The sequence below is a fragment of the Kitasatospora sp. NPDC096140 genome, from assembly GCF_040303045.1.
Taxonomy (GTDB): Bacteria; Actinomycetota; Actinomycetes; order Streptomycetales; family Streptomycetaceae; genus Kitasatospora.
Genome location: NZ_JBEOUW010000035.1, coordinates 36,706 through 56,111, shown reverse-complemented (window position 1 = coordinate 56,111; position 19,406 = coordinate 36,706). Strand labels below are relative to the sequence as shown.

General features: G+C 75.8%; 19 protein-coding genes. 9 read left to right on the top strand and 10 right to left on the bottom strand.

Translation table 11 applies throughout. The annotated features are described in order from the left end of the window. Positions 1-15: 15 nt before the first annotated feature. From hypA to ABT048_RS30010, 7 genes are all read left to right on the top strand, one after another. A complete protein-coding gene (hypA, locus tag ABT048_RS30040) occupies positions 16-393 on the top strand; it encodes a hydrogenase maturation nickel metallochaperone HypA (protein WP_350524678.1) in 378 nt (125 codons plus the stop codon). A 5-nt stretch (positions 394-398) separates the two neighbouring features. Continuing rightward, entirely contained in the window at positions 399-1,193 is a 795-nt protein-coding gene (gene hypB, locus ABT048_RS30035; RefSeq protein ID WP_350524677.1) for a hydrogenase nickel incorporation protein HypB, read from the top strand. Further along, on the top strand, positions 1,190-3,508 hold the full coding sequence (gene hypF / locus ABT048_RS30030) for a carbamoyltransferase HypF (protein WP_350524676.1): 2,319 nt from the start codon (positions 1,190-1,192) through the stop codon (positions 3,506-3,508). Before hypB ends, hypF begins: the two co-directional genes overlap by 4 nt. Positions 3,509-3,514: 6 nt before the next feature. Next, the gene (locus ABT048_RS30025) at positions 3,515-3,853 is read left to right on the top strand and encodes a HypC/HybG/HupF family hydrogenase formation chaperone (RefSeq protein ID WP_350524675.1); all 339 of its coding nucleotides are present in this window, start codon (positions 3,515-3,517) and stop codon (positions 3,851-3,853) included. Beyond that, entirely contained in the window at positions 3,850-4,974 is a 1,125-nt protein-coding gene (gene hypD / locus ABT048_RS30020; protein ID WP_350524674.1) for a hydrogenase formation protein HypD, read from the top strand. The genes ABT048_RS30025 and hypD overlap by 4 nt, the downstream gene beginning before the upstream one ends. Next, positions 4,967-6,064, top strand: a complete 1,098-nt coding sequence (gene hypE / locus ABT048_RS30015; RefSeq protein WP_350524673.1) for a hydrogenase expression/formation protein HypE — start codon at positions 4,967-4,969, stop codon at positions 6,062-6,064. Before hypD ends, hypE begins: the two co-directional genes overlap by 8 nt. A 315-nt stretch (positions 6,065-6,379) precedes the next feature. Continuing rightward, positions 6,380-7,108: a hypothetical protein gene (locus ABT048_RS30010; RefSeq protein WP_350524672.1), complete on the top strand. Its 729-nt coding sequence runs from the start codon at positions 6,380-6,382 to the stop codon at positions 7,106-7,108. 32 nt (positions 7,109-7,140) lie between these two features. Here the strand turns inward: ABT048_RS30010 and ABT048_RS30005 are convergent, their stop codons facing one another. The 3 genes from ABT048_RS30005 to ABT048_RS29995 form a co-directional block, all read right to left on the bottom strand. Beyond that, a complete protein-coding gene (locus ABT048_RS30005) occupies positions 7,141-7,974 on the bottom strand; it encodes an ATP-grasp domain-containing protein (protein WP_350524671.1) in 834 nt (277 codons plus the stop codon). A gap of 70 nt (positions 7,975-8,044) precedes the next feature. Continuing rightward, positions 8,045-8,347 carry a hypothetical protein gene (locus ABT048_RS30000; protein ID WP_350524670.1) on the bottom strand — a complete coding sequence of 101 codons (303 nt, stop codon included), beginning with the start codon at positions 8,345-8,347 and terminating at the stop codon, positions 8,045-8,047. A 116-nt stretch (positions 8,348-8,463) separates the two neighbouring features. Further along, positions 8,464-9,507, bottom strand: coding sequence for an NAD(P)-dependent alcohol dehydrogenase (locus ABT048_RS29995; RefSeq protein ID WP_350524669.1), 1,044 nt, complete (start codon positions 9,505-9,507; stop codon positions 8,464-8,466). A 267-nt stretch (positions 9,508-9,774) separates the two neighbouring features. Here ABT048_RS29995 and ABT048_RS29990 point away from each other — a divergent pair, with 267 nt between their 5' ends. Next, a complete protein-coding gene (locus ABT048_RS29990; RefSeq protein ID WP_350524668.1) occupies positions 9,775-10,308 on the top strand; it encodes a signal peptide protein in 534 nt (177 codons plus the stop codon). A 36-nt stretch (positions 10,309-10,344) separates the two neighbouring features. On the opposite strand, the gene ABT048_RS29985 is transcribed toward ABT048_RS29990, so the two are convergent. From ABT048_RS29985 to ABT048_RS29955, 7 genes are all read right to left on the bottom strand, one after another. Further along, the gene (locus ABT048_RS29985; protein WP_350524667.1) at positions 10,345-11,439 is read right to left on the bottom strand and encodes an LLM class flavin-dependent oxidoreductase; all 1,095 of its coding nucleotides are present in this window, start codon (positions 11,437-11,439) and stop codon (positions 10,345-10,347) included. Positions 11,440-11,514: 75 nt separating this feature from the next. Continuing rightward, a complete protein-coding gene (locus ABT048_RS29980) occupies positions 11,515-12,540 on the bottom strand; it encodes an LLM class F420-dependent oxidoreductase (RefSeq protein WP_350524666.1) in 1,026 nt (341 codons plus the stop codon). Positions 12,541-12,578: 38 nt separating this feature from the next. After that, a complete protein-coding gene (locus ABT048_RS29975) occupies positions 12,579-14,207 on the bottom strand; it encodes an ABC transporter substrate-binding protein (RefSeq protein ID WP_350524665.1) in 1,629 nt (542 codons plus the stop codon). Positions 14,208-14,219: 12 nt separating this feature from the next. After that, positions 14,220-15,041 (bottom strand): ABC transporter ATP-binding protein, encoded by an 822-nt coding sequence (locus ABT048_RS29970; RefSeq protein WP_350524664.1) that lies wholly within the window; start codon positions 15,039-15,041, stop codon positions 14,220-14,222. Next, the gene (locus tag ABT048_RS29965; RefSeq protein ID WP_350524663.1) at positions 15,038-15,820 is read right to left on the bottom strand and encodes an ABC transporter ATP-binding protein; all 783 of its coding nucleotides are present in this window, start codon (positions 15,818-15,820) and stop codon (positions 15,038-15,040) included. The genes ABT048_RS29970 and ABT048_RS29965 overlap by 4 nt, the downstream gene beginning before the upstream one ends. Continuing rightward, a complete protein-coding gene (locus tag ABT048_RS29960) occupies positions 15,817-16,698 on the bottom strand; it encodes an ABC transporter permease (RefSeq protein ID WP_350524662.1) in 882 nt (293 codons plus the stop codon). The genes ABT048_RS29965 and ABT048_RS29960 overlap by 4 nt, the downstream gene beginning before the upstream one ends. 1 nt (position 16,699) lies before the next feature. Beyond that, on the bottom strand, positions 16,700-17,644 hold the full coding sequence (locus ABT048_RS29955; protein WP_350524661.1) for an ABC transporter permease: 945 nt from the start codon (positions 17,642-17,644) through the stop codon (positions 16,700-16,702). A gap of 640 nt (positions 17,645-18,284) precedes the next feature. Between ABT048_RS29955 and ABT048_RS29950 the strand changes: the two genes are divergently transcribed. After that, the gene (locus ABT048_RS29950) at positions 18,285-19,262 is read left to right on the top strand and encodes a LuxR C-terminal-related transcriptional regulator (protein ID WP_350524660.1); all 978 of its coding nucleotides are present in this window, start codon (positions 18,285-18,287) and stop codon (positions 19,260-19,262) included. Positions 19,263-19,406 lie beyond the last annotated feature (144 nt).

The window sequence follows — 19,406 nt, the reverse complement described above, 5'->3', positions numbered from 1 at the left end:
GAGGGAAAGGGACCCATGCACGAGATGTCGATCGCCGCCGCCGTCGTCGAGCAGGTCGACGCGGCCGCGCGCGACCACGGGGCCGCCGGGGTGGCGCGGGTACGGCTGCGGGTGGGCGAACTGGCCGGCGTCGTCCCGCAGGCCCTCGACTTCTGCTTCGAACTGGCCTGCGCCGGAACGCTGGTGGAGGGCGCGGTGCTGCACACCGAGCCGGTCACGGCGCGGGCCCGGTGCCGGCCCTGCGACACCGAGTGGGCCGTCGGCATGCCGCCGGACCTCTGCTGCCCGAGCTGCTCCGGCGGCGGCGTCGAGCTGCTGTCCGGGCGCGAGCTCCAGATCCTCGACGTCGAGTGGGCCGAGCGCCCGGACGTCCCGGCCGAACAGAAAGGCTGATGCCGATGTGCCGCACGGTCGACCTCCGTCAGGCGGTCCTCGCCCGCAACGACGACAGCGCCCGCGAGCTGCGGGCGGCACTGGCCGCCCGGGGCACGGTCGCGGTGAACCTGCTGTCCAGCCCGGGCAGCGGCAAGACCGCCCTGCTGGAGGCCGAGCTGGGGCTGGCCCGGCGGCGCGGGGTGCCGGTCGCGGCCCTGACCGCCGACCTCGCCACCGAGAACGACGCGCGGCGGCTGGCCCGTTCGGGCGCGCCGGTCAAGCAGGTGCTCACCGACGGGCTGTGCCACCTGGAGGCGCGGATGCTCGCCGGGCACCTGGACGGCTGGCTGCCGCAGGAGTGCCGGCTGCTCTTCGTGGAGAACGTCGGCAACCTGGTGTGTCCGGCCTCCTACGACCTCGGTGAGTCCCTGCGGGTGGTGCTGGCCTCGGTGACCGAGGGCGAGGACAAGCCGCTCAAGTACCCGACCGCCTTCGGGCTGGCCAACCTCGTCCTGGTGACGAAGGCCGACCTGGCCGCGGCGGCCGAGTTCGACGAGGCCGCGTTCACGGCGAACGTCCGCCGGGTCAATCCCGGGGTGGAGGTGGTGCACACCTCGGCGCGTACCGGGGACGGTGTCGGGGCGCTGCTGGAGCGCGCGCTGGCGGTGCTGGAGGGGGCCGAGCCGCACCGGCCGGTGATGTCGGCCGCGCCGCACGGGCACGGGCACGACCACGGGGACGGGGGAAGGCACGAGCACGGGGACGGACACCGGCACGAACACGGACACGGGCCCGCGGTGGTCGGGGAGACCCCGTGACGGCCGGTCACCCGGAACTCGACCGCGAGCGACGCCGGGTCGCCGTCCGCGGCCTCGTCCAAGGGGTCGGCTTCCGGCCCTTCGTCTTCACCCTGGCCGGGGAACTCGGCCTGGCCGGCAGCGTCACCAACACCGGCGAAGGCGTGCTCGCCGAGGTCGAGGGCAACCGCGCGGCGGTCGAGGCGTTCTGCCGACGGGTGGCCGGCGACGCGCCGCCGCTCGCGTACGTGGCCTCCGTCGAGCACACCCCGCTGGCCGTCACCGGCGCGACGGGCTTCGCCATCACCCCGTCCCGCACCGACGGGCCCCGGGCCACGCTGATCCCGCCCGACGTCGCCGTCTGCGCCGACTGCCTCGCCGAACTCGCCGACCCGGCCGACCGCCGCCACCGGCACCCGTTCATCAGCTGCACCAACTGCGGCCCCCGGCACACCATCGTCACCGGCCTGCCGTACGACCGCGCCAACACCACCATGGCCGGCTTCCCGATGTGCGCGGACTGCGCCCGGGAGTACGCCGACCCGGCCGACCGCCGCTTCCACGCCCAGCCGGTCGCCTGCCACGCCTGCGGGCCGAGACTCGCGCTGACCGTGACCGGCCACGCCGACCTCGCCGACGAGGACGCCCTCACCGAGGCCCGCCGGCTGCTCGCCGCCGGGGCGGTCCTCGCCGTCAAGGGCATCGGCGGCTACCACCTGGCCTGCGACGCGCGCGACCCCGCGGCGGTCGCCCTGCTGCGGCGGCGCAAGCGGCGCGGCGACAAGCCCTTCGCGCTGATGGCCCGTGACCTCGCCACCGTCGAGGGCCTGCTGCCGCTCGGCCCCGTCGAGCGGGAACTGCTCACCGGCGCGGTCCGGCCGATCGTCCTGCTGCGCCGCACCGGCACGGTGACACCCGGGTTCGAGGCGGTGGCCCCGCGCAGCCCCGACCTCGGGGTGATGCTCCCGTACACGCCGCTGCACCACCTGCTGCTCGCCGCGCCCGGCCCGGACCTGCTGGTGATGACCAGCGCCAACCTCTCCGGCGAGCCGATCGTCACCGACGACCGGGAGGCGCTGGAGAAGCTCGCCCCGCTCGTCGACGGCTGGCTCACCCACGACCGGCCGATCCACGTGCCCTGCGAGGACTCGGTGGTGCGGGTGGTGGACGGCGAGCAGCTGCCGCTGCGCCGCTCGCGCGGGTACGCCCCGCTGCCGCTGCCCCTGCCGGTGCCCGTCCGCCCGGTGCTGGCGGTCGGCGGCGACCTGAAGAACACCTTCGCACTGGCCCGCGACGGCTACGCCTGGCTGTCCGGCCACATCGGGGACATGGACGACCTGGCCACGCTGCGCGCCTTCGACAACGCCGTCGAGCAGCTCGGCACGGTCAGCGGAGTGCGGCCAGAACTGCTGGTCGCCGACCGGCACCCCGGCTACCGTTCGGTCCGGCACGCCGAGCGGACCGCCGCCGGACGGCCGGTGCACCGGGTGCAGCACCACCACGCGCACATCGCCGCCGTGATGGCCGAGCACGGGCTGGACGGCAGCCGGCCGGTGCTCGGCCTGGCCTTCGACGGCACCGGCTACGGCGAGGACGGCGCGGTCTGGGGCAGCGAGGTGCTGCTGGCCGACTACGACGGCTTCCGCCGGCTCGCCCACCTCGCCTACGTGCCGCTGCCCGGCGGGGACGCGGCGGTCGAGCGCCCGTACCGGACGGCGCTGGCGCACCTGCGGGCCGCCGGGCTGCCCTGGACCGCCGGACTGCCGCCGGTCCTGGCCTGCCTGCCGGAGGAACTCCGCCTGCTGGAAAGGCAGTTGGAACGCGGGCTGAACACCGTGCCGAGCTCCGGCATGGGCCGGCTCTTCGACGCGGTCTCCTCGCTCGCCGGGATCTGCCAGCGGGCCGGGTACGAGGCCCAGGCGGCGATCGAACTGGAGGCCGCGGCCGCGGAGTTCGGACCTGCTCCGGGCTACCGGTTCGGGCTGCTCGCCGGGGCGGACGGCTGGACCGCCGACCCCGGGCCGGTGCTGGCCGCGGTGGTGGCGGACGTGGTCGCCGGCCGGCCCGCCGGACTGGTCGCCGCGCGCTTCCACACCGCTGTGGCCGAGCTGTGCCGGCGGATCTGCGCGGCCGCCCGGGAGCGGTACGGCACGACCACGGTGGCGCTCAGCGGCGGCGTCTTCGCCAACGCCGTGCTCTCCTCGGCCTGCGCGCGCGGCCTCGGCGAGGACGGCTTCACCGTGCTGCGGCACCGCCGGGTGCCGCCCAACGACGGAGGACTGGCGCTCGGCCAGCTGATGGTGGCCGCCCGCGCGGCGGCCGCCCGGGAGGAGTGAGAGCGGATGTGCCTGGCAGTGCCCGGCAGGGTGACGGAGATCGGCGAACGCGACGGGACCCGGATGGCGGTCATGGACTTCGGCGGGGTGGTCAAGGACGTGTGCCTGGAGTACCTGCCCGACCTGGCGGTGGGCGACTACGCGATCGTCCACGTGGGCTTCGCGCTGCAGCGGCTGGACGAGGAGTCCGCCCGGCGCACCCTCGCGCTGTTCGAGGAACTCGGGCTGCTGCAGGAGGAGTTCGGCGACCCGTGGGAGGCGGCGGGGCAGTGGCAGGCGCCCGGGGAGCGGCCGGCGGCGGGCGGGCCCGACGCGGCACGAGCGGCTGAGGAGGCCGGACGGTGAAGTACCTGGAGGAGTTCCGGAACCCGGAGCTGGCCGAGGGCCTGCTCGCGGACATCAGGGCCACGGTCACCCGGCCGTGGGCGCTGATGGAGGTGTGCGGCGGCCAGACGCACAGCATCATCCGGCATGCCATCGACCAACTCCTGCCCGAAGAAGTGGAGTTGATCCACGGGCCGGGGTGCCCGGTGTGCGTCACCCCGCTGGAGGTGATCGACCGCGCACTGGCGATCGCCGCCCGGCCCGAGGTCGTCTTCTGCTCCTTCGGGGACATGCTGCGGGTGCCCGGCACCGACCGCGACCTGTTCCGGGTCCGCGGCGAGGGCGGCGACGTCCGGGTGGTGTACTCGCCGCTGGACGCACTGCGGATCGCACGGGAGAACCCGGACCGGGAGGTCGTCTTCTTCGGCATCGGCTTCGAGACCACCGCGCCGCCGAACGCCATGGCCGTCCACCTCGCCCGCAAGCAGGGCCTGCGGAACTTCAGCATGCTGGTCTCGCACGTCCGGGTGCCCCCGGCGATCGACGCCATCATGGAATCGCCGGACTGCCGGGTCCAGGGCTTCCTCGCCGCCGGGCACGTGTGCAGCGTCATGGGAACCGACGAGTACCCGGCGCTCGCCGAACGGCACCGGGTGCCGATCGTGGTCACCGGCTTCGAACCGCTGGACATCCTGGAGGGGATCCGGCGCACCGTACGGCAGTTGGAGCGCGGCGAGCACAGCGTCGACAACGCCTACCAGCGGGCCGTCCGGCCGGAGGGCAACCCGGCGGCGCGCGCCATGCTGGAGGACGTCTTCGAGGTGACCGACCGCGCCTGGCGGGGCATCGGCGTGATCCCGCTCAGCGGCTGGCGGCTCTCGCCGCGCTACCGCGACCACGACGCCGAACACCGCTTCGACGTCGCGGGGATCAGCACCCGCGAACCCGCCGCGTGCCGCAGCGGCGAGGTGCTGCAGGGCCTGCTGAAGCCGCACCAGTGCGAGGCCTTCGGCACGCTGTGCACCCCGCGCACCCCGCTCGGCGCCACCATGGTCTCCAGCGAAGGGGCCTGCGCGGCGTACTACCTCTACCGGCGGCTGAGCACGCCGGTCGCCGCGGAGGCGGTGAGCACCGTTGGCTGACACCGAGACCCTCACCGGCGCGGCCCCCGAGGCCTCGCCCGCGCCCGACTTCTCCGGCTGGAGCTGCCCGCTGCCGCTGCGCGACCACCCCCGGGTGGTGATGGGACACGGCGGCGGCGGGGCGATGTCCGCCGAACTGGTGGAGCACCTCTTCGCCCCGGCCTTCGGCGGGCCGGCCCTCGCCGGGCTCGCCGACTCCGCCGTCCTGGAACTCGGCGGCGCCCGGCTCGCCTTCTCCACCGACTCCTACGTCGTGCGGCCGCTGTTCTTCCCGGGCGGCAGCATCGGCGACCTCGCCGTCAACGGGACGGTCAACGACCTGGCGATGAGCGGCGCCCGGCCGGCCTACCTCTCCTGCGGGTTCATCCTGGAGGAGGGCGTGGAGATGCCCGTGGTCGACCGGGTGGCCCGGGCGCTCGGCGCCGCGGCCCGGACGGCCGGGGTCGAGGTGGTCACCGGGGACACCAAGGTGGTCGAGGCCGGGCGCGGCGACGGCGTCTACCTGAACACCGCCGGGATCGGCCTGGTGCCCGCCGGGGTCGACATCCGGCCGCAGCGGGCCGTCCCCGGCGACGTGGTGATCGTCAGCGGGCCGATCGGACTGCACGGCGTCGCGATCATGAGCGTCCGCGAGGGCCTGGAGTTCGGCGTCGAGGTGCGCAGCGACTGCGCCGCGCTCGGCGGCCTGGTCGAGGCGATGCTCGCCGTCACCCCCGACCTGCACGTGCTGCGCGACCCCACCCGGGGCGGGCTGGCCGCGGCGCTCAACGAGATCGCGGCCGCCGCCGGGGTGGGGGTGACGCTCAGCGAGCGGGCCGTCCCCGTCCCGGACGCGGTGGCCAACGCCTGCGCCCTGCTCGGCCTGGACCCGATGTACGTCGCCAACGAGGGCAAGCTCGTCGCCTTCGTGCCGCGCCGGGAGGCGGACGCCGTCCTCGCCGCGATGCGGGCCCACCCGCTCGGCGCAGAGGCGGTGGTGATCGGCGAGTGCGTCGAGGACCACCCCGGCATGGTCGTCGCCCGAACGGGCTTCGGCGGCACCCGGGTGGTGGACCTGCCGATGGGCGAACAGCTGCCGCGGATCTGCTGACGGCGCGTGCGCACCGCCGCCCCGGGGGGAGCGCCTCCGGGGCGGCGGTCGCGCGGAGGGCTCGCCCGGCTCCGTCCGCCGAACCCGGATACGCTGAGCACGGAGGCCCCTCGCCCCCGGTGAGGGGGCGGCTCGCCCTGGTGCGGGCGGGTGGCTCGCCCGGTGAGGGCGGGCGGCACGGAGCGGTTCGGCCTGGTGCGGAGGTGCGTGGTGCCGGAGGAGAGCAGACCGCGGCGGTGCGGGGGCCGGTGGTCCGGAACCCACTCCCGGCCCGGTGCGCCGCCCGCGCACGGCGCCTGACGGGACACCACGACCGTGCGCACCGCGGACCCCGAGGTCGAGGTGGTCATCACCGTGCCCAACCACGGCATCGGCCTGTGGATGGTCGGCGCGTTCGTCGTCACCTTCGTGGGAACCCGCGTGATCACCCGGCTGATCCGGGCGGGCCGCGGCCCCTTCCGCAACGTCGAGGTCGGCGGCACCCACGTGCACCACCAGGTGTACGGGATCATCGCGATGCTGGTGGCCGGCGCGATGGAGTTCGCCTACCGCCCGGACACCCCCGGGGCGCAGATCCTGGCCGTGCTGTTCGGTGCCGGCGCCGCACTCACCCTCGACGAGTACGCCCTGTGGCTGCACCTGGAGGACGTCTACTGGAGCCGCGAGGGCCGCAAGTCCGTCGACGCGGCGTTCCTCGCGGTGGCGGTCGGACTCCTGCTGGTGGCCGGGTTCAACCCGTTCTCCGACACCGGCCGGGGCACCGCCGCCAACGTGGCCTTCGCCGCGCTGCTGCTGGTCGACCTGATGTTCTCCGTCGGGGCGATCCTCAAGGGCAAGACGGCCACCGGGGTGATCGGGCTGCTGGTGCCCCTGGTGTCGCTGGTCGCCTGCCTGCGCCTGGCCAAACCCGAGTCGCCGTGGGCCCGCTGGCGCTACCGGCCGGGCTCGCGCCGGGCCGAGCGCGCGCTGCGCCGCTACCCGCCCGGCCGGCGGACCCGGATGGACGCGCTGAAGGACTTCGTCGGGGGCGTCCCCAAGCAGTGAGGCCCCGGGCGGGTGGCGCAGCGCACGGCGGGTCAGCCGGCCGGGTGGCCGAGGAAGCGGTGCAGCGAGTCCGCCATCGCCCGGACGAAGCGCTCCCGGGTCTCCTCGGGCACCAGGTCGAGCGACAGGTAGGGGTTGAGGTCCTCCAGCTCGACCAGCAGCAGGCGCCCGTCCGGCGCCCGGCAGGCGTCCACCCGCTGGATCCCGTGGTCGAGGGTGTTCCAGTCCACGAAGCGCCGGGCGAAGTCGAGGTCGGCCGCGCTCGGCTCGTACGGCTCCAGCACCCAGCGGCGGTCCGGGTCGGGCGCGTGGAGCGCGTACTGGAAGGCGTCGTCCACGAAGTAGAAGGAGACCTCGTAGCGGAAGTCGATCCGCGGCTGGACCAGCAGGCCGCCCCACGCGAGGCCGTCCAGCTCCTCGCGGCCGAGGAAGCGCAGACCTATGCTGTCGGCGCCCTCCTCGGGCTTCACCGCGTAGCGGTCGGCGACGGGCAGCCGGGCGAGGTCCTGCGGCCGGTCGACGGTGGGGATGACCGGGAGGCCGGCCTCGGTGAGGTCGAGCAGATAGCGCTTGCCGGCCATGTCGCCGCGGCCGGTCAGCGGGTTGTACACCCGGACGCCGGCGGCCACGGCCTCGGCGCGGAAGCGGGCGTACTCCTCGCGGTAGTGCAGCACAGGCCCGCTGTTGCGCACGACGACCGCGTCGAAGCGCCCCATCAGGGCCCGGGCGTCGAGCGGGTGGCACAGGGCGAGGTCGAACCACTCCCGCAGCCGGGAGGTGAGCAGGACGTCCTCGTCGCCGTAGCGGCGGCCCCGGGCCGGGTAGGCCAGATCGGTCACGTACAGCAGGCTGGGACGGTCGGGCACGGGCGCTCCCTCGGTCGGTGGCGGGGGAGCGAATCTACCGGCCGGGCGGGCGGCCGCCCGGCGCGGGGGCTCAGTCCTGGAAGGTCCGCTCGTTCAGCACGTCGAGGTTGCGGAAGGTCGGCGGGCCGTCGCACAGCGCCGCGACCCGGGTCGCGAACGCGGCGGTCTCCGGGCGGGCGGAGTTCTCCATCGCCACCTCGTGGGAGGGGAACTCCACGATGTCCAGGTACACGTCCTGGCCGTCGCGGTCACGGGTCTGCACGGCCCGGGCCGCCAGACGGTGGCCGGCGTTCTCCTCGACCCAGCTGTCGAGCAGGGCGGTGAACTCGTCGATGCGACTCGTCCGGTACTCGATGATCTGGATGAACTTCACGGGGCGGCCTCCTCGGCTCGGTGCAGGGGCAGTCGACTGCCTCCTCCAGGGTCGCCCCGGCGGTCGCGCCCGGCCACCGCTCCCGGCGGCGCGCGCGGCGTCAGAGGGTCGCGGTGTCAGAGGGTCGCGGTGTCGATGACGAAGCGGTAGCGGACGTCGCTGCGCAGGACCCGTTCGTAGGCCTCGTCGGCCTGGTCCGCGCGGATCGTCTCGATCTCGGCCGCCACGCCGTGCTCGGCGCAGAAGTCCAGCATCTCCTGGGTCTCGGCGATGCCGCCGAGGCCCGAGCTGCTCAGACTGCGGCGGTTGCCGTTCAGGGACTGGAGTTCGAGGTGCACCGGGTCCTCGGGCAGGCCGAGGTTGACCAGCGCGCCGTCGGTGCGCAGCAGGGCGAAGTAGGCGCCGAAGTCGAGCGGCGCGGAGACCGTGTTGAGGACGAGGTCGAAGGCGCCCGCGAGCTCCTCGAAGGTCGCCGGGTCGGCGGTGGCGTGGTAGTGGTCGGCGCCCAGCCGCAGGCCGTCGTCCTTCTTGCGCAGGGACTGGGACAGCACGGTGACCCGGGCGCCGAGCGCGTGCGCGAGCTGCACGCCCAGGTGGCCGAGGCCGCCGAGGCCGACGACGGCGACCGTCCGGCCCGGGCCGGCGTGCCAGTGCCGCAGCGGGGAGTAGGTGGTGATGCCGGCGCACAGCAGCGGGGCGGCCACGTCCAGCGGCAGGGCGTCCGGGATGCGCACGACGTAGTTCTCGTCGACGACGATCTTCTGCGAGTAGCCCCCGTAGGTGGGCTGCCCGTCGCGGCCGACGGCGTTGTACGTCCACACCGGGCCGTCGGAGCAGTACTGCTCCAGGCCGGCCCGGCAGTTCCGGCACACCCGGCAGGAGTCGACCATGCAGCCGACGCCGACCCGGTCGCCGACGGCGAACGCCGCCACGCCGGGGCCCCGGGCGGCGACGACCCCGGCGATCTCGTGGCCGGGCACCATCGGGAAGATCGCGGTGCCCCAGCCCTCGCGGACCTGGTGGATGTCGGAGTGGCAGATGCCGACGAAGGCGATGTCGATCAGGACGTCGTGCTCGCCGACCGCGCGGCGGGTGACGGTCGTGCGCGCCAGCCGGGCCCTGGCGGCGGGTGCGGCGTAGGCGGCGACGGTGGTGGTCATGGCGGCTCACACCCTTCGGTGGGGATGGCCCGGGGCCGGGCCGTTCGACGGATCCGGCCCCCCGCCGGCTACGGACCCCGGCACGGACCCCTACCGCCATTGTCGGCGCCCCGGCACCGGGCGGCTCCCGGACCTCGCGGGGCGGGCCCGGGCGGGCGGCCCGTTCCGGCGCGGATGCGCGTTGGGCCGTCGGAGTGCAGGGTGGACGGGTAGATCCGGCCACCGGCGGACGTCCGGGGGAGCCGAGAACGATCGAAGGAGGCCGCCATGCCGACCAGGAAGCTCCTCGGCCGGGCCCTGGCCCTGACCGCCCTCGCCGCCCTGCCGGCCGCCGGGTTCGCGCTGCCCTCGCCGGCGGTCGCCGCCGCGGCCCCGGCCGCCGCTGCCCCCGCAGCCTCCGCAGTCTCCGCCGCCTCAGCCCCGCAGGCGGTGGCGGTCGCCGTACCGACGTCCTTCGTCGACCTGCCGAGCCGCCCGCTGCCGTCCGACCACGCGCCGCACCGGATCACCGTCACCTACCGCAACCCGACGGCCGCGGACCAGACCGTCGCCCCGCAGATCCTCGTCGAGTCGCCGGACGACGGGCCCTTCCTCACCCCGGCGAACGTCAAGCTGGAGGTGCTGAGCGGCGGCCACTGGAGGACGGTGCCGCTGGGCAGCCAGACCGGCACGCTGTTCACCACCCTGACGTCGGCGAAGCTGGTCCTGCACAGCCACCACACTCTGACCCAGCACTACCGGATCACCGTGCTGAAGGCCTCGCCGGGCACCATCCAGCCCCGGGTGGCGCTGTACGGCTGACGCCCTCGGGCGCGCGGCACGGGCGGTCGGTGCGGTTCACCAGTCGCGGCGGTCGGCCGGGGTGCCGAGCCCGGCGCGCAGGTGGCGGACGAGGGCGCGGCGCAGCTCCCGGTCGTGATCGGTCTCCACGGAGAGGTCGAGCTGGACGATGTCCACGCCCGCCGAGCGGAGCAGCCCGATGCGGGCCGCGACGGTGGCCGGGGAGCCCGCGTAGGCGGCGGTGAGGGAGCGGCGGATGTAGGCGGCCACCTGCTCGTCGCCGTGGTCGGGGTCGGAGCGGCCGCGCTCGCGGTCGCGGTCGAGCTGGACGGCCTCGCGCCAGCGGCCGCCGGCGCCGCCGGAGGTGAGGCGCAGGGCGTCCCGGCGCAGTCGGCGGACGCGGTCGCGGGCCTCCTCGTCGGTCTCGGCGAGGACGACGGTGACGTGCCGCCAGATCCGCAGCGAACGGCCGTGGACGGCGGCCGCGGCGCGGGCCTCGGCGATCCGCCGCCGGGTGTCGGGCAGCGGCAGCGGGCCGACGGCGTACACCTGCGCGTACCGGGCCGCGAGGTCGAGGCCCTGCGGTGAGGAGCCGCCGAAGGAGAGCAGCTCGCCGCCCGGTCCGGGACGCAGGCCGGGACGGGCGGCCGCCACCGTGTAGAACTCGCCCTCGTGGTCGATGTCGCGGTCGGCGGCCAGGTAGCGGGTGAACAGGTCGAGGTACTCCTCGGCCCGGCGGTAGCGCCCGGCCTTGTCGAGGACGTCGCCGTCGCGGGCGGTGTCGCGGTCGCTGGAGCCGATGATGACGTGCGCCGCCGCCCGTCCGCCGGAGAGGCGGTCCAGGGTCGCCAGGGTGCGGGCGGCCACGGTGGGCGCGGTGGTGCCGACCCGGTGGGCGACGGCGACGCGCAGCCGGCTGGTGGCGGCCAGCGCCCAGGAGGCCACCAGCCAGGGGTCGGGCCACGAACTGGACTGCACCACCAGGGCGCTGTCCAGTCCGTCCTCCTCGTTCTCGCGCGCGGTGCGGGCGACGTACGCGGGGTCGGCGGTGCGGTCGCGGCCGTCGGGGGCCCAGCGCAGGGCCTGGCGCTCCTGCGGGGTGCTGCCGGGGACGGGGGCGGCGCGGACCCCGCCGCGGATCTCCAGGGGCACGGGCTCTCCTCGGGGGAACTCGGACGGGAAGGTGGACGGGAAGTCGGGCGGGACGAGGGAGGGGCGGGTCAGCGGTCAGCGGGCGGCCGGGCCGAGCCGGGCCAGGGTGTCCAGCAGCTTGGCCCGGCTGACGAACACCTCGGGCGGCAGCGAGACGTACAGCTGGATGGTGGTGACGCCCGGGCGGTGGTAGGCCAGGATGCGCTCGCGGCACTCCTCCGGGGAGCCGCTGACGAAGAGCCCGTCGACGACCTCGTCCGGCAGGGCCTTCTGGGCGCCCTCAGGGTCCCCCGAGGCCCAGAGGCGGTGCGTCTCGGCGAGCAACTCGCCGTGGCCCAGCCACTCGTGGAACTTCCGGTACGGCTCGCGGTTGAGGATCCAGGCCAGGAACGGCCGGGTGGCGCGGTGGGCGTAGTCGGTGTCCTCGGTGGGGCAGACGAAGACCTTGACCACGAGTTCCTTGCCGGGCGGCTGCGGGCCGACGGTGTCCAGGATCTTCGGCACGTCGTGCGGGAACAGCAGGTTGGTGATGGCGCCGTCCCCCTCGGTGAAGCCGAGCCTGAGCATGTTCGGCCGCAGCGCGCCCAGGATCACCTTGACCGGTTCGGCCGGCGGGTGCGGCAGCCGGTAGCCGGTGATGTCGAAGGTGTCGAACCCGCCGGTGACGTACTCGCCGCGCAGCGCCCGGGTGACGAAGCGCAGCACGTCCCGGGTGCGCTTGAACGGCTCGTCGAAGGGGATGCCGTTGATGTCGGTGACGTGCGCGGGGACGGACGCTCCGATGCCCAACAGGACCCGGCCGGGCGCCAGTTGGGCGAGCGTCGCGGCGGTCTGGGCGAGCACCGCCGGGCCGCGGGTGTGCACCGGGACGATGCCGGTGGCGATCCGCAGCGAGGGGGACCACGCCGCGGTGGCGGCCAGCGGGGTGAAGGCGTCGGTGCCGCCGCCCTCGGCGCTCCACACGTCGGTGTACCCGAGGTCGGGCAGGCGCTCGACCAGGAAGCGGTGCCGGTCGATGGTCAGGCCCGGCAGGGGCAGGGTGATGCCCCACTTGGGCGGCTCGGTCTCGGTGTGGTGGTGCGGCGGGTGCGGGCTGGTCATCGGGCGGGTTTCCGTTCTGTGGGACTCGGGGGCGGGGCTCAGCCGACCCAGACGGTGGTCAGGTCGAGGAACCAGGACTGCGGTTGGACGAGTCCGTGGACCTTCGGCGAAAGGGCCCGCGGATTGCGGTCGTTGACCACGAACAGCCAGGGCGCGTCCTGGGTGACGAGCGCGAGGGCCTTGCGGTACCCGGCCTGCCGGGCGGCCTGGTCGGCGTCGGCGGCGGAGGCGCTGAGCAGCTGGTCGACCTGCGGGTTCGCGTAGTGGCCGGTCCAGAACGGGCTCGTGGAGCCGATGAACAGCGGCAGCAGCGCCTCGGACTGGAACAGCGTGGTGGACTGGGCGACGGCATCGGAACCGAGCGCCACCTGGCCCTTGGCCTCGGCGCCGATCAGGGTGGTCCAGTCGGTGGTGCGCAGTTCGACCTTGATGCCGACGGCGGCGAGGTCCCGCTGGAGGGCCTCGGCGATCGGCACCGGCAGCAGGTTGCCGCTGCCGCCGGTGGGCACGGTGACGGAGGTGGTGAACCCGTTCGGGACGCCGGCCTCGGCCAGCAACTGCCGGGCCCTGGCCGGGTCGTGGGAGTAGGCGTCGCCGGCGGGGTCGTAGGCGGCGGTGGCGCGCGGCGCGGCCTGGTAGGCGGGGTCGGCGGTGCCGTGCAGCAGCTTCTCGGCGATGGCCCGGCGGTCGATGGCGTAGTTGGCGGCCCGGCGCACCCGCGGGTCGTTCCAGGGGGCCTTGGAGGTGTCCAGGATCCAGTACCACAGGTGGTCGTAGCTGTTGGTGGCGATGGTGACGCCGTCGGCCTTCAGGCTGTCGATGTCGTCCGGATTCGGGTACTCGATCCAGTTCGCGCCGCCGGAGCGCAGGGCCGCGGTGCGGGCGGCGGCGTCCGGCAGGGCCTTGATCACGAGCCGGTCGAGCCTGGGGGCGCCGCGCCAGTAGTCCTTGTTGGCGGCGAGCTCGATCTGCTGGCCCTCGGTCTGCGAGACGAAGGAGAACGGGCCGGTGCCGACCGGGTGCCGGGCGAAGTCCGCCGAGCCGGTCCTGCGGACGGCGGTGGGGCTGGCGATCAGGACGTGCGCGAGGTCCTCCGGGAAGTGGCCGTTGGGCTCCTTGGTGACCAGTTCCACGTGGTCGGCGTCGGTCTTGCGGTAGGAGGCGATGTCGCCCGCGTACTCCGCGGCGGCGGCGCCGAGGGCGTCGGTGTACTCGGGGCTGCCCTTGTCGAGGTAGCGCGCCAGGTTGAAGACCACGGCGTCGGCGTCGAAGGGGGTGCCGTCCTGGAACTTCACGCCCTTGCGGAGGGTGAACGTCCAGGTCCTGCGGTCGGCCGCGACCTGCCAGTCGGTGGCGAGGGCGCCGGTGACCGCCGGCGGCTTGTCGGTGTCCTTCAGCAGCTCGTAGCGGGTGAGGCCCTCGTACAGCTGGAAGGAGACCAGCCGCTTGCCCTCGAAGCCCGCGCCGCCGATCACGGTGTCGGTGTTGGGCAGCTTGCCGGTGGCGCCGATGACCAGGGTCCCGCCGCGGCCGGTGCCGCCGCCCGCCCCGGTGGAGCCGTCGCCGGAGCCGCCGCCGGGCCCGGCGCAGCCGGCCGCCGCGGCGAGCAGGACGGCGGCGGCCGGCAGGGCGACGGCTCTGGAGCGGGTACGGGCGGTGCGCGTCATGGTGGTTCCTCGTCAGATGTGGTCGGTGGTCCGGTGGTTCGTCGTGCGGGGGAGCCCGGGTGCGGGCGGGGCGGCGCCGGTGGCGGCGTCCAGCAGGGCCCGGGTGTACGGGTGCGCGGGGGAGTCCCAGAGCCGGTCGGCGGGGCCCTCCTCGACCACCCGGCCGTGCCGCAGCACCAGCACCCGGTGGGCGAGGCGGCGCACGACGGCGAGGTCGTGGGAGATGAACAGGTAGGCCAGGCCGGTGCGTTCGCGCAGCTCGGTGAGCAGGTCGAGCAGGCGGGCCTGCGCGGCGCGGTCCAGGGCGGAGGTCGGCTCGTCGCAGACCAGCAGGTCGGGCCCGGTCGCCAGGGCGCGGGCGACGGCCACCCGCTGCAGCTGCCCGCCGGACAGCTCGCGCGGGTAGCGGGCGGCGAGCGCGGGCTCCAGACCGACCTGCGCGAACAGCCGGGCGACGGCCGCGGCACGCTCGGCGCGCGGCGTGCCGTGCAGCCGCAGCGCGAAGCCGACCGCCTCCCCGGCCCGCAGCGCCGGGTTGAGCGAGCCGCGCGGGTGCTGCGGGACGAACTGCAGCCGGCCCCGCAGCGCGCGGTCGGCCCGGCCGCGCAGCCGGTACGGGTCGCGGCCGGCGAAGCGGACGGTGCCGGAGTCCGGGGCGAGCAGGCCGAGCGCGAGGCGGGCCAGCGTGGACTTCCCGGAACCGGACTCGCCGACCAGGCCGACGGTCTCGCCGGGGGCGACGGCGAGGCTGACGCCCTGCAGGGCCGTCCGGTCGCCGTAGCGCTTGCCGACGCCGTCCAGGGCGAGCAGGGGAGCCGAGGCGTCGTGGTTCACCGGCGGGCTCCCGGTTCGGCGGCCACCAGGGCGGCGGTGAAGGCGTGGTCGGGCCGGTGGAGCACCCGCTCGGCCGGGCCGAGCTCGACGACCCGGCCGGCCCGCATGACCGCCACCGTGCCGCCGATCCGGCGGGCCACCGCCAGGTCGTGGGTGACCAGCAGCAGGGCGATGCCGCAGTCGGCGCGCAGGGCCCCGAAGAGGTCCAGGATCCGGCCGCGGACCAGGGCGTCCAGCGCGGTGGTCGGCTCGTCGGCGATCAGCAGCTCCGGGCCGCAGCAGATCGCGAGGGCGATCGCGGCGCGCTGGCGCAGGCCGCCGGACAGCTCGTGCGGGTACGCCCGGGCGACCCGCTCCGGATCCGGGACGCCGGCGGTGGCGAGCAGCCCGGGGACGGCGGCGCGGGCGGCCCGTCGACCGGTGGCGCTCCCGTGCCGGCGCAGCACCTCGGCGATCTGCGGGCCGATCCGGCGCAGCGGGTCGAGCGAGGCGCCCGGGTCCTGCGGCACGTAGCCGATCCGCCGGCCGCGGACGTCGCACAGGGCGCGCTCGTCGAGGGCCCGCAGGTCCGTCCCGGCGAGGCGGACGGCCCCGGTGACGGCGGCGCCGCGCCCGGGCAGCCCGAGCACCGTACGGGCGACGGTGGTCTTGCCGCTGCCGGACTCGCCGAGCAGCACCAGGGCGCCGCCGGCCGGCAGGGCGAGGGAGACCCCGTCGACGGCCCGGACACCTCCCGGGTACCCGACGGACAGGCCGTCGACCTCCAGCAGCGCGCTCACCGGACCACCTGCTCCGCGGCCCGTCGCGTCGCCGCCGGGACGGCCCGCGGCAGGTGAGCGGCGCCGTCGCCGACGCGGGTGCGCAGCGCCTCGCCGAGGGTGTTGAACACCACCGAGACGGCGAGGATGACGAGGGCCGGCAGCACCGCCACCCACGGGTGGGTGAGCAGCGCGGGCCGCAGCTCGTCCAGCATCGCGCCCCACTCGGCGGTCGGCGGTGCGACGCCGAGCCCGAGGAAGGACAGCCCGGCGGCGTACACGACGGCCAGCCCCACCAGCGAGGAGGCGTACACCAGCACCACCGGCGCCACCACGGGGGCGACCTGGCGCAGCACCAGCGCGCCCCGGCCGGCGCCGCTGACCCGGGCGGCCTCCAGGTACTCGGAGCTGCGGATCCGCCGGGCCTCGGTGAAGGCGACCCGGGCGACCGCGGGGGTGAGCACCACGGACAGCGCGAGCACGGTCGCGCCCAGGCCGGGGGTGAGCAGCGAGGCGACGGCGATCGCCAGCAGCACACCGGGGAAGGCGTAGAGCACGTCCAGCGCGCGCAGCAGCGCCTGCTCGGTGAGGCGGCCCCCGAGCCCGGCCGTGATGCCGAGCAGCGTGCCGGCGACGGTCGCGACGGTGACCGGCACGAGCCCGCCGGTGAGCGAGGCGCGCCCGGCCCAGATCAGCCGGCTCAGCAGGTCGCGGCCCTGCCCGTCGGTGCCGAGCGGGTGGCCGGGGCTGCCCGGGTCGAGCAGCCGGTCCGCGAGCCGTCCGGCGGCCGGGTCGTACGGCGCGACCAGCGGGGCGGCGAGGGCGAGCAGGACGAGCAGCACGGCGAGGGTGCCGGGCACGGCCAGGCCGAGGTTGCGTCTGAGCCACGGAGTCGACACGTCAGATCCTCACCCGGGGGTCGATCGCCGCGTGCGCCGCGTCCACCAGGACGTTGACGCCGACGAACGCGACCGCCACCACCAGCACCCCGCCCTGCACCAGCGGCAGGTCGCGGGCGGTGAGCGCGTCGTACAGCAGCCGGCCGATGCCGGGCCAGGCGAACAGGGTCTCCACGAAGACCACCCCCTCCAGCAGGTAGGCGAGTTGCAGGCCCCCGATGGTCAGCAGCGCGGGCGAGGCGTTGTGCACGCAGTGCCGCAGCACGGCGGCGGGGCGCAGGCCGCGGGCACGCAGCGAGTCGGCGAGCTCACCGGCCAGGACGGTGCCGAGCGCCGCCCGGAACACCCGCGCGGTCAGCCCGAGCGGTACGAGCGCGGCGGCGACCGCCGGCAGGACCAGGTGCCGGGCGAGGTCGGCCGGGCCGCCGGAGCCGAACACGTCGTGGGTGCCGCCGGCCGGCAGCCAGCGCAGCCCGACCGCGAAGACGGCGATCAGCAGCAGCGCCACCGAGTACTGCGGGGCGGACACCGCGAGGGTGGACAGCGCGCCGGAGATCCGGCCGCCGGGGCCGCGCGGGCGCAGCGCACCGAGGGCGCCGAGCGCCACCCCGCCGACCAGGACCAGCAGGAACGCGGCCGCGGTCAGGACGAGCGTCTGGCCGAGCGCGGGGAGCAGGAGGTCGACGACCGGGCGTTGCCCCGAGACGGAGGTGCCGAGGTCGCCGGTGAGCGCGTGGCCGAGCCAGTCGGCGTAGCGGACGGGCAACGGCTGGTCCAGGCCCAGCCGTTCGGCGAGTTCCCGGCGGGCCTCGGGCGGCGCGCCCGGACCGAGGAAGGCGGCGACCGGATCGCCGGGGACGAGCGCGACGGTCGCGAAGACGACGGCGGTGACGCCGAGCAGCGTGGGGACGGCCGGCAGGAGCCGGCGCAGCAGGAACCCGGTCACCCGTCGGCCCTCCGGGACGGGGCGCCGGACGGGCCGGCGGCGGGCCGGTGGGGTGGCGCGGGCATGGCGGTGCTGTTCCTTCCGGTCGGGGTGTCGGGCCGTCATCACGCCGTCGGGGCAAGGGCGTTCGGCCGTAGGGGACGGGGGTCGCCGGCGCCGTCGGGGCGCCGTCGCGACGGCCGCGGCCGCTTGGAGGAGCGTTGCGGACGGACGGCCCGGACAGCCAGTCAGTTCCTGATGCTGTTACCCGTGGTCACAGGATCCGCGGTGGCGGGAGCGCCACTGCCGGGGCTGCCGGGGCCCGGTCCCGTCCTTGACCTGCACAAGGAACCGGACCTAGGGTTCCCGGCATGGCTATCCGGCGGACCGACTTCACCCTGGTGGGGATCGGCGGCTCGTGGCACCGCAGGTCCTTCGACGAGCTCTGTCGACCGCGCGCCGCGCGCTGACCGCCCCGGTCCACATCCGCCGCGGTCGGCGCCCCCTCCTCTCCCGGATCCGCGCCCGACGCCCGTCCGCGTCCCCGACGGATCCCCGCCGCAGCACACCGCGTCCATGGCGGCCGACCGGCCGCCAGCTAGGGGGACCGCATCGCCATGCCACACCACAGACGTCCAGCCTCCGCCCCCGGAGGTGCCCGATGGCAGCAGTGAGCACCTTCGCCGGGCCGACCGCCCCGACCGCCCCGACCGGCCCGCGCGGCCGGCGGCTCCCCGCCCGCCGCGGCGCCTGCGGCGGCACCGGTGCGGGGGACGCCCCCGTCACCAGCCCCGTCACCAACCCCGTCACCGCCCCCGCCCCCGCCACCGCCCCGGACCGGCCGCAGGCCGAGACCGACAACCCGCTGGACCTGATCGCCGGTCACCAGCTGCTGGCCGAAGCGGCGCCGCCCGCCGCGGGCGGGGCTGCGGCCGGCTGCGGCTGCGGCCACCCGATGTGCGTGGACGAGGACCGCGACCGCACCGCGCTCGCCCGGGTCTTCCTGGTCGAGCGGCACTCCGTCGCCAGCGCCGGACTGCGCAGCGTGCTGGCCACCGCGCCCGGCCTGACGGTGGTCGGCTCCACCGGCGACCCACTGCGCGCGGTGGCGGCCGTGCGCCGGATCGCCCCCGACGTCGTGCTGCTCGGCCGCGGCGCCAGCCTGGAGGAGGACCTGGCGACCGTGGTGGCACTGCGCGGACCGGACGGGGCGCCCGACGCGCGGGTCCTGCTGCTGCGCCGGGCCGAGTCGACCGCCGAGGCCTCCCGGATGTTGCTGGCCGGAGCGGGCGGGTGCTTCCCGCTCGACCTGGCCGGGGAGCGGATCATCGGCGCCGTCCAACTCGCCGCGGCCGGCGGGTCGGTGTTCCTGCCGGCGCCGCCGCCCGCCCGGATCCACGCGGCGGCCCCCGTCCGGCACCTCGGCGAACTGCCGCCGCAGCGCGCCGGGTTGACCGAGCGGGAGCGGGAGGTGCTGGTCAAGTTGGGCCTCGGGCTGAGCAACGCCGAGATCGGGCGCGAACTCGCCCTGGCCGAGGCCACCGTGAAGAAGCACCTCACCCAGGCCATGCGCAAGATCGGGCAGCCCGACCGGCTGCGGGCCGCGCTCTACGCCCACCGCCACGGGCTCGCCGGGTAGTCCCGCCGCCCCCACGGGGACGTCCGGACGCCCGGACGCCCGGACGCCCGGACACGCAGACACGCAGACACGCAGTCACCGCCCGAGGGCGGGTCCCGCCGGTACGCGGGGCCCGCCCTTCGTCGTGCCCGGGGCCCGTGCTCG

Bases quoted from the DNA above. Each gene is read 5' to 3' on its own strand.
- ABT048_RS29950 (WP_350524660.1), top strand. From the start codon at position 18,285: ATGGCAGCAGTGAGCACCTTCGCCGGGCCGACCGCCCCGACCGCCCCG.
- ABT048_RS30025 (WP_350524675.1), top strand. From the start codon at position 3,515: ATGTGCCTGGCAGTGCCCGGCAGGGTGACGGAGATCGGCGAACGCGAC.
- ABT048_RS29980 (WP_350524666.1), bottom strand. From the start codon at position 12,540: ATGACCAGCCCGCACCCGCCGCACCACCACACCGAGACCGAGCCGCCC.
- ABT048_RS29990 (WP_350524668.1), top strand. From the start codon at position 9,775: ATGCCGACCAGGAAGCTCCTCGGCCGGGCCCTGGCCCTGACCGCCCTC.
- hypB (WP_350524677.1), top strand. From the start codon at position 399: ATGTGCCGCACGGTCGACCTCCGTCAGGCGGTCCTCGCCCGCAACGAC.
- ABT048_RS29995 (WP_350524669.1), bottom strand. From the start codon at position 9,507: ATGACCACCACCGTCGCCGCCTACGCCGCACCCGCCGCCAGGGCCCGG.
- hypA (WP_350524678.1), top strand. From the start codon at position 16: ATGCACGAGATGTCGATCGCCGCCGCCGTCGTCGAGCAGGTCGACGCG.
- ABT048_RS29975 (WP_350524665.1), bottom strand. From the start codon at position 14,207: ATGACGCGCACCGCCCGTACCCGCTCCAGAGCCGTCGCCCTGCCGGCC.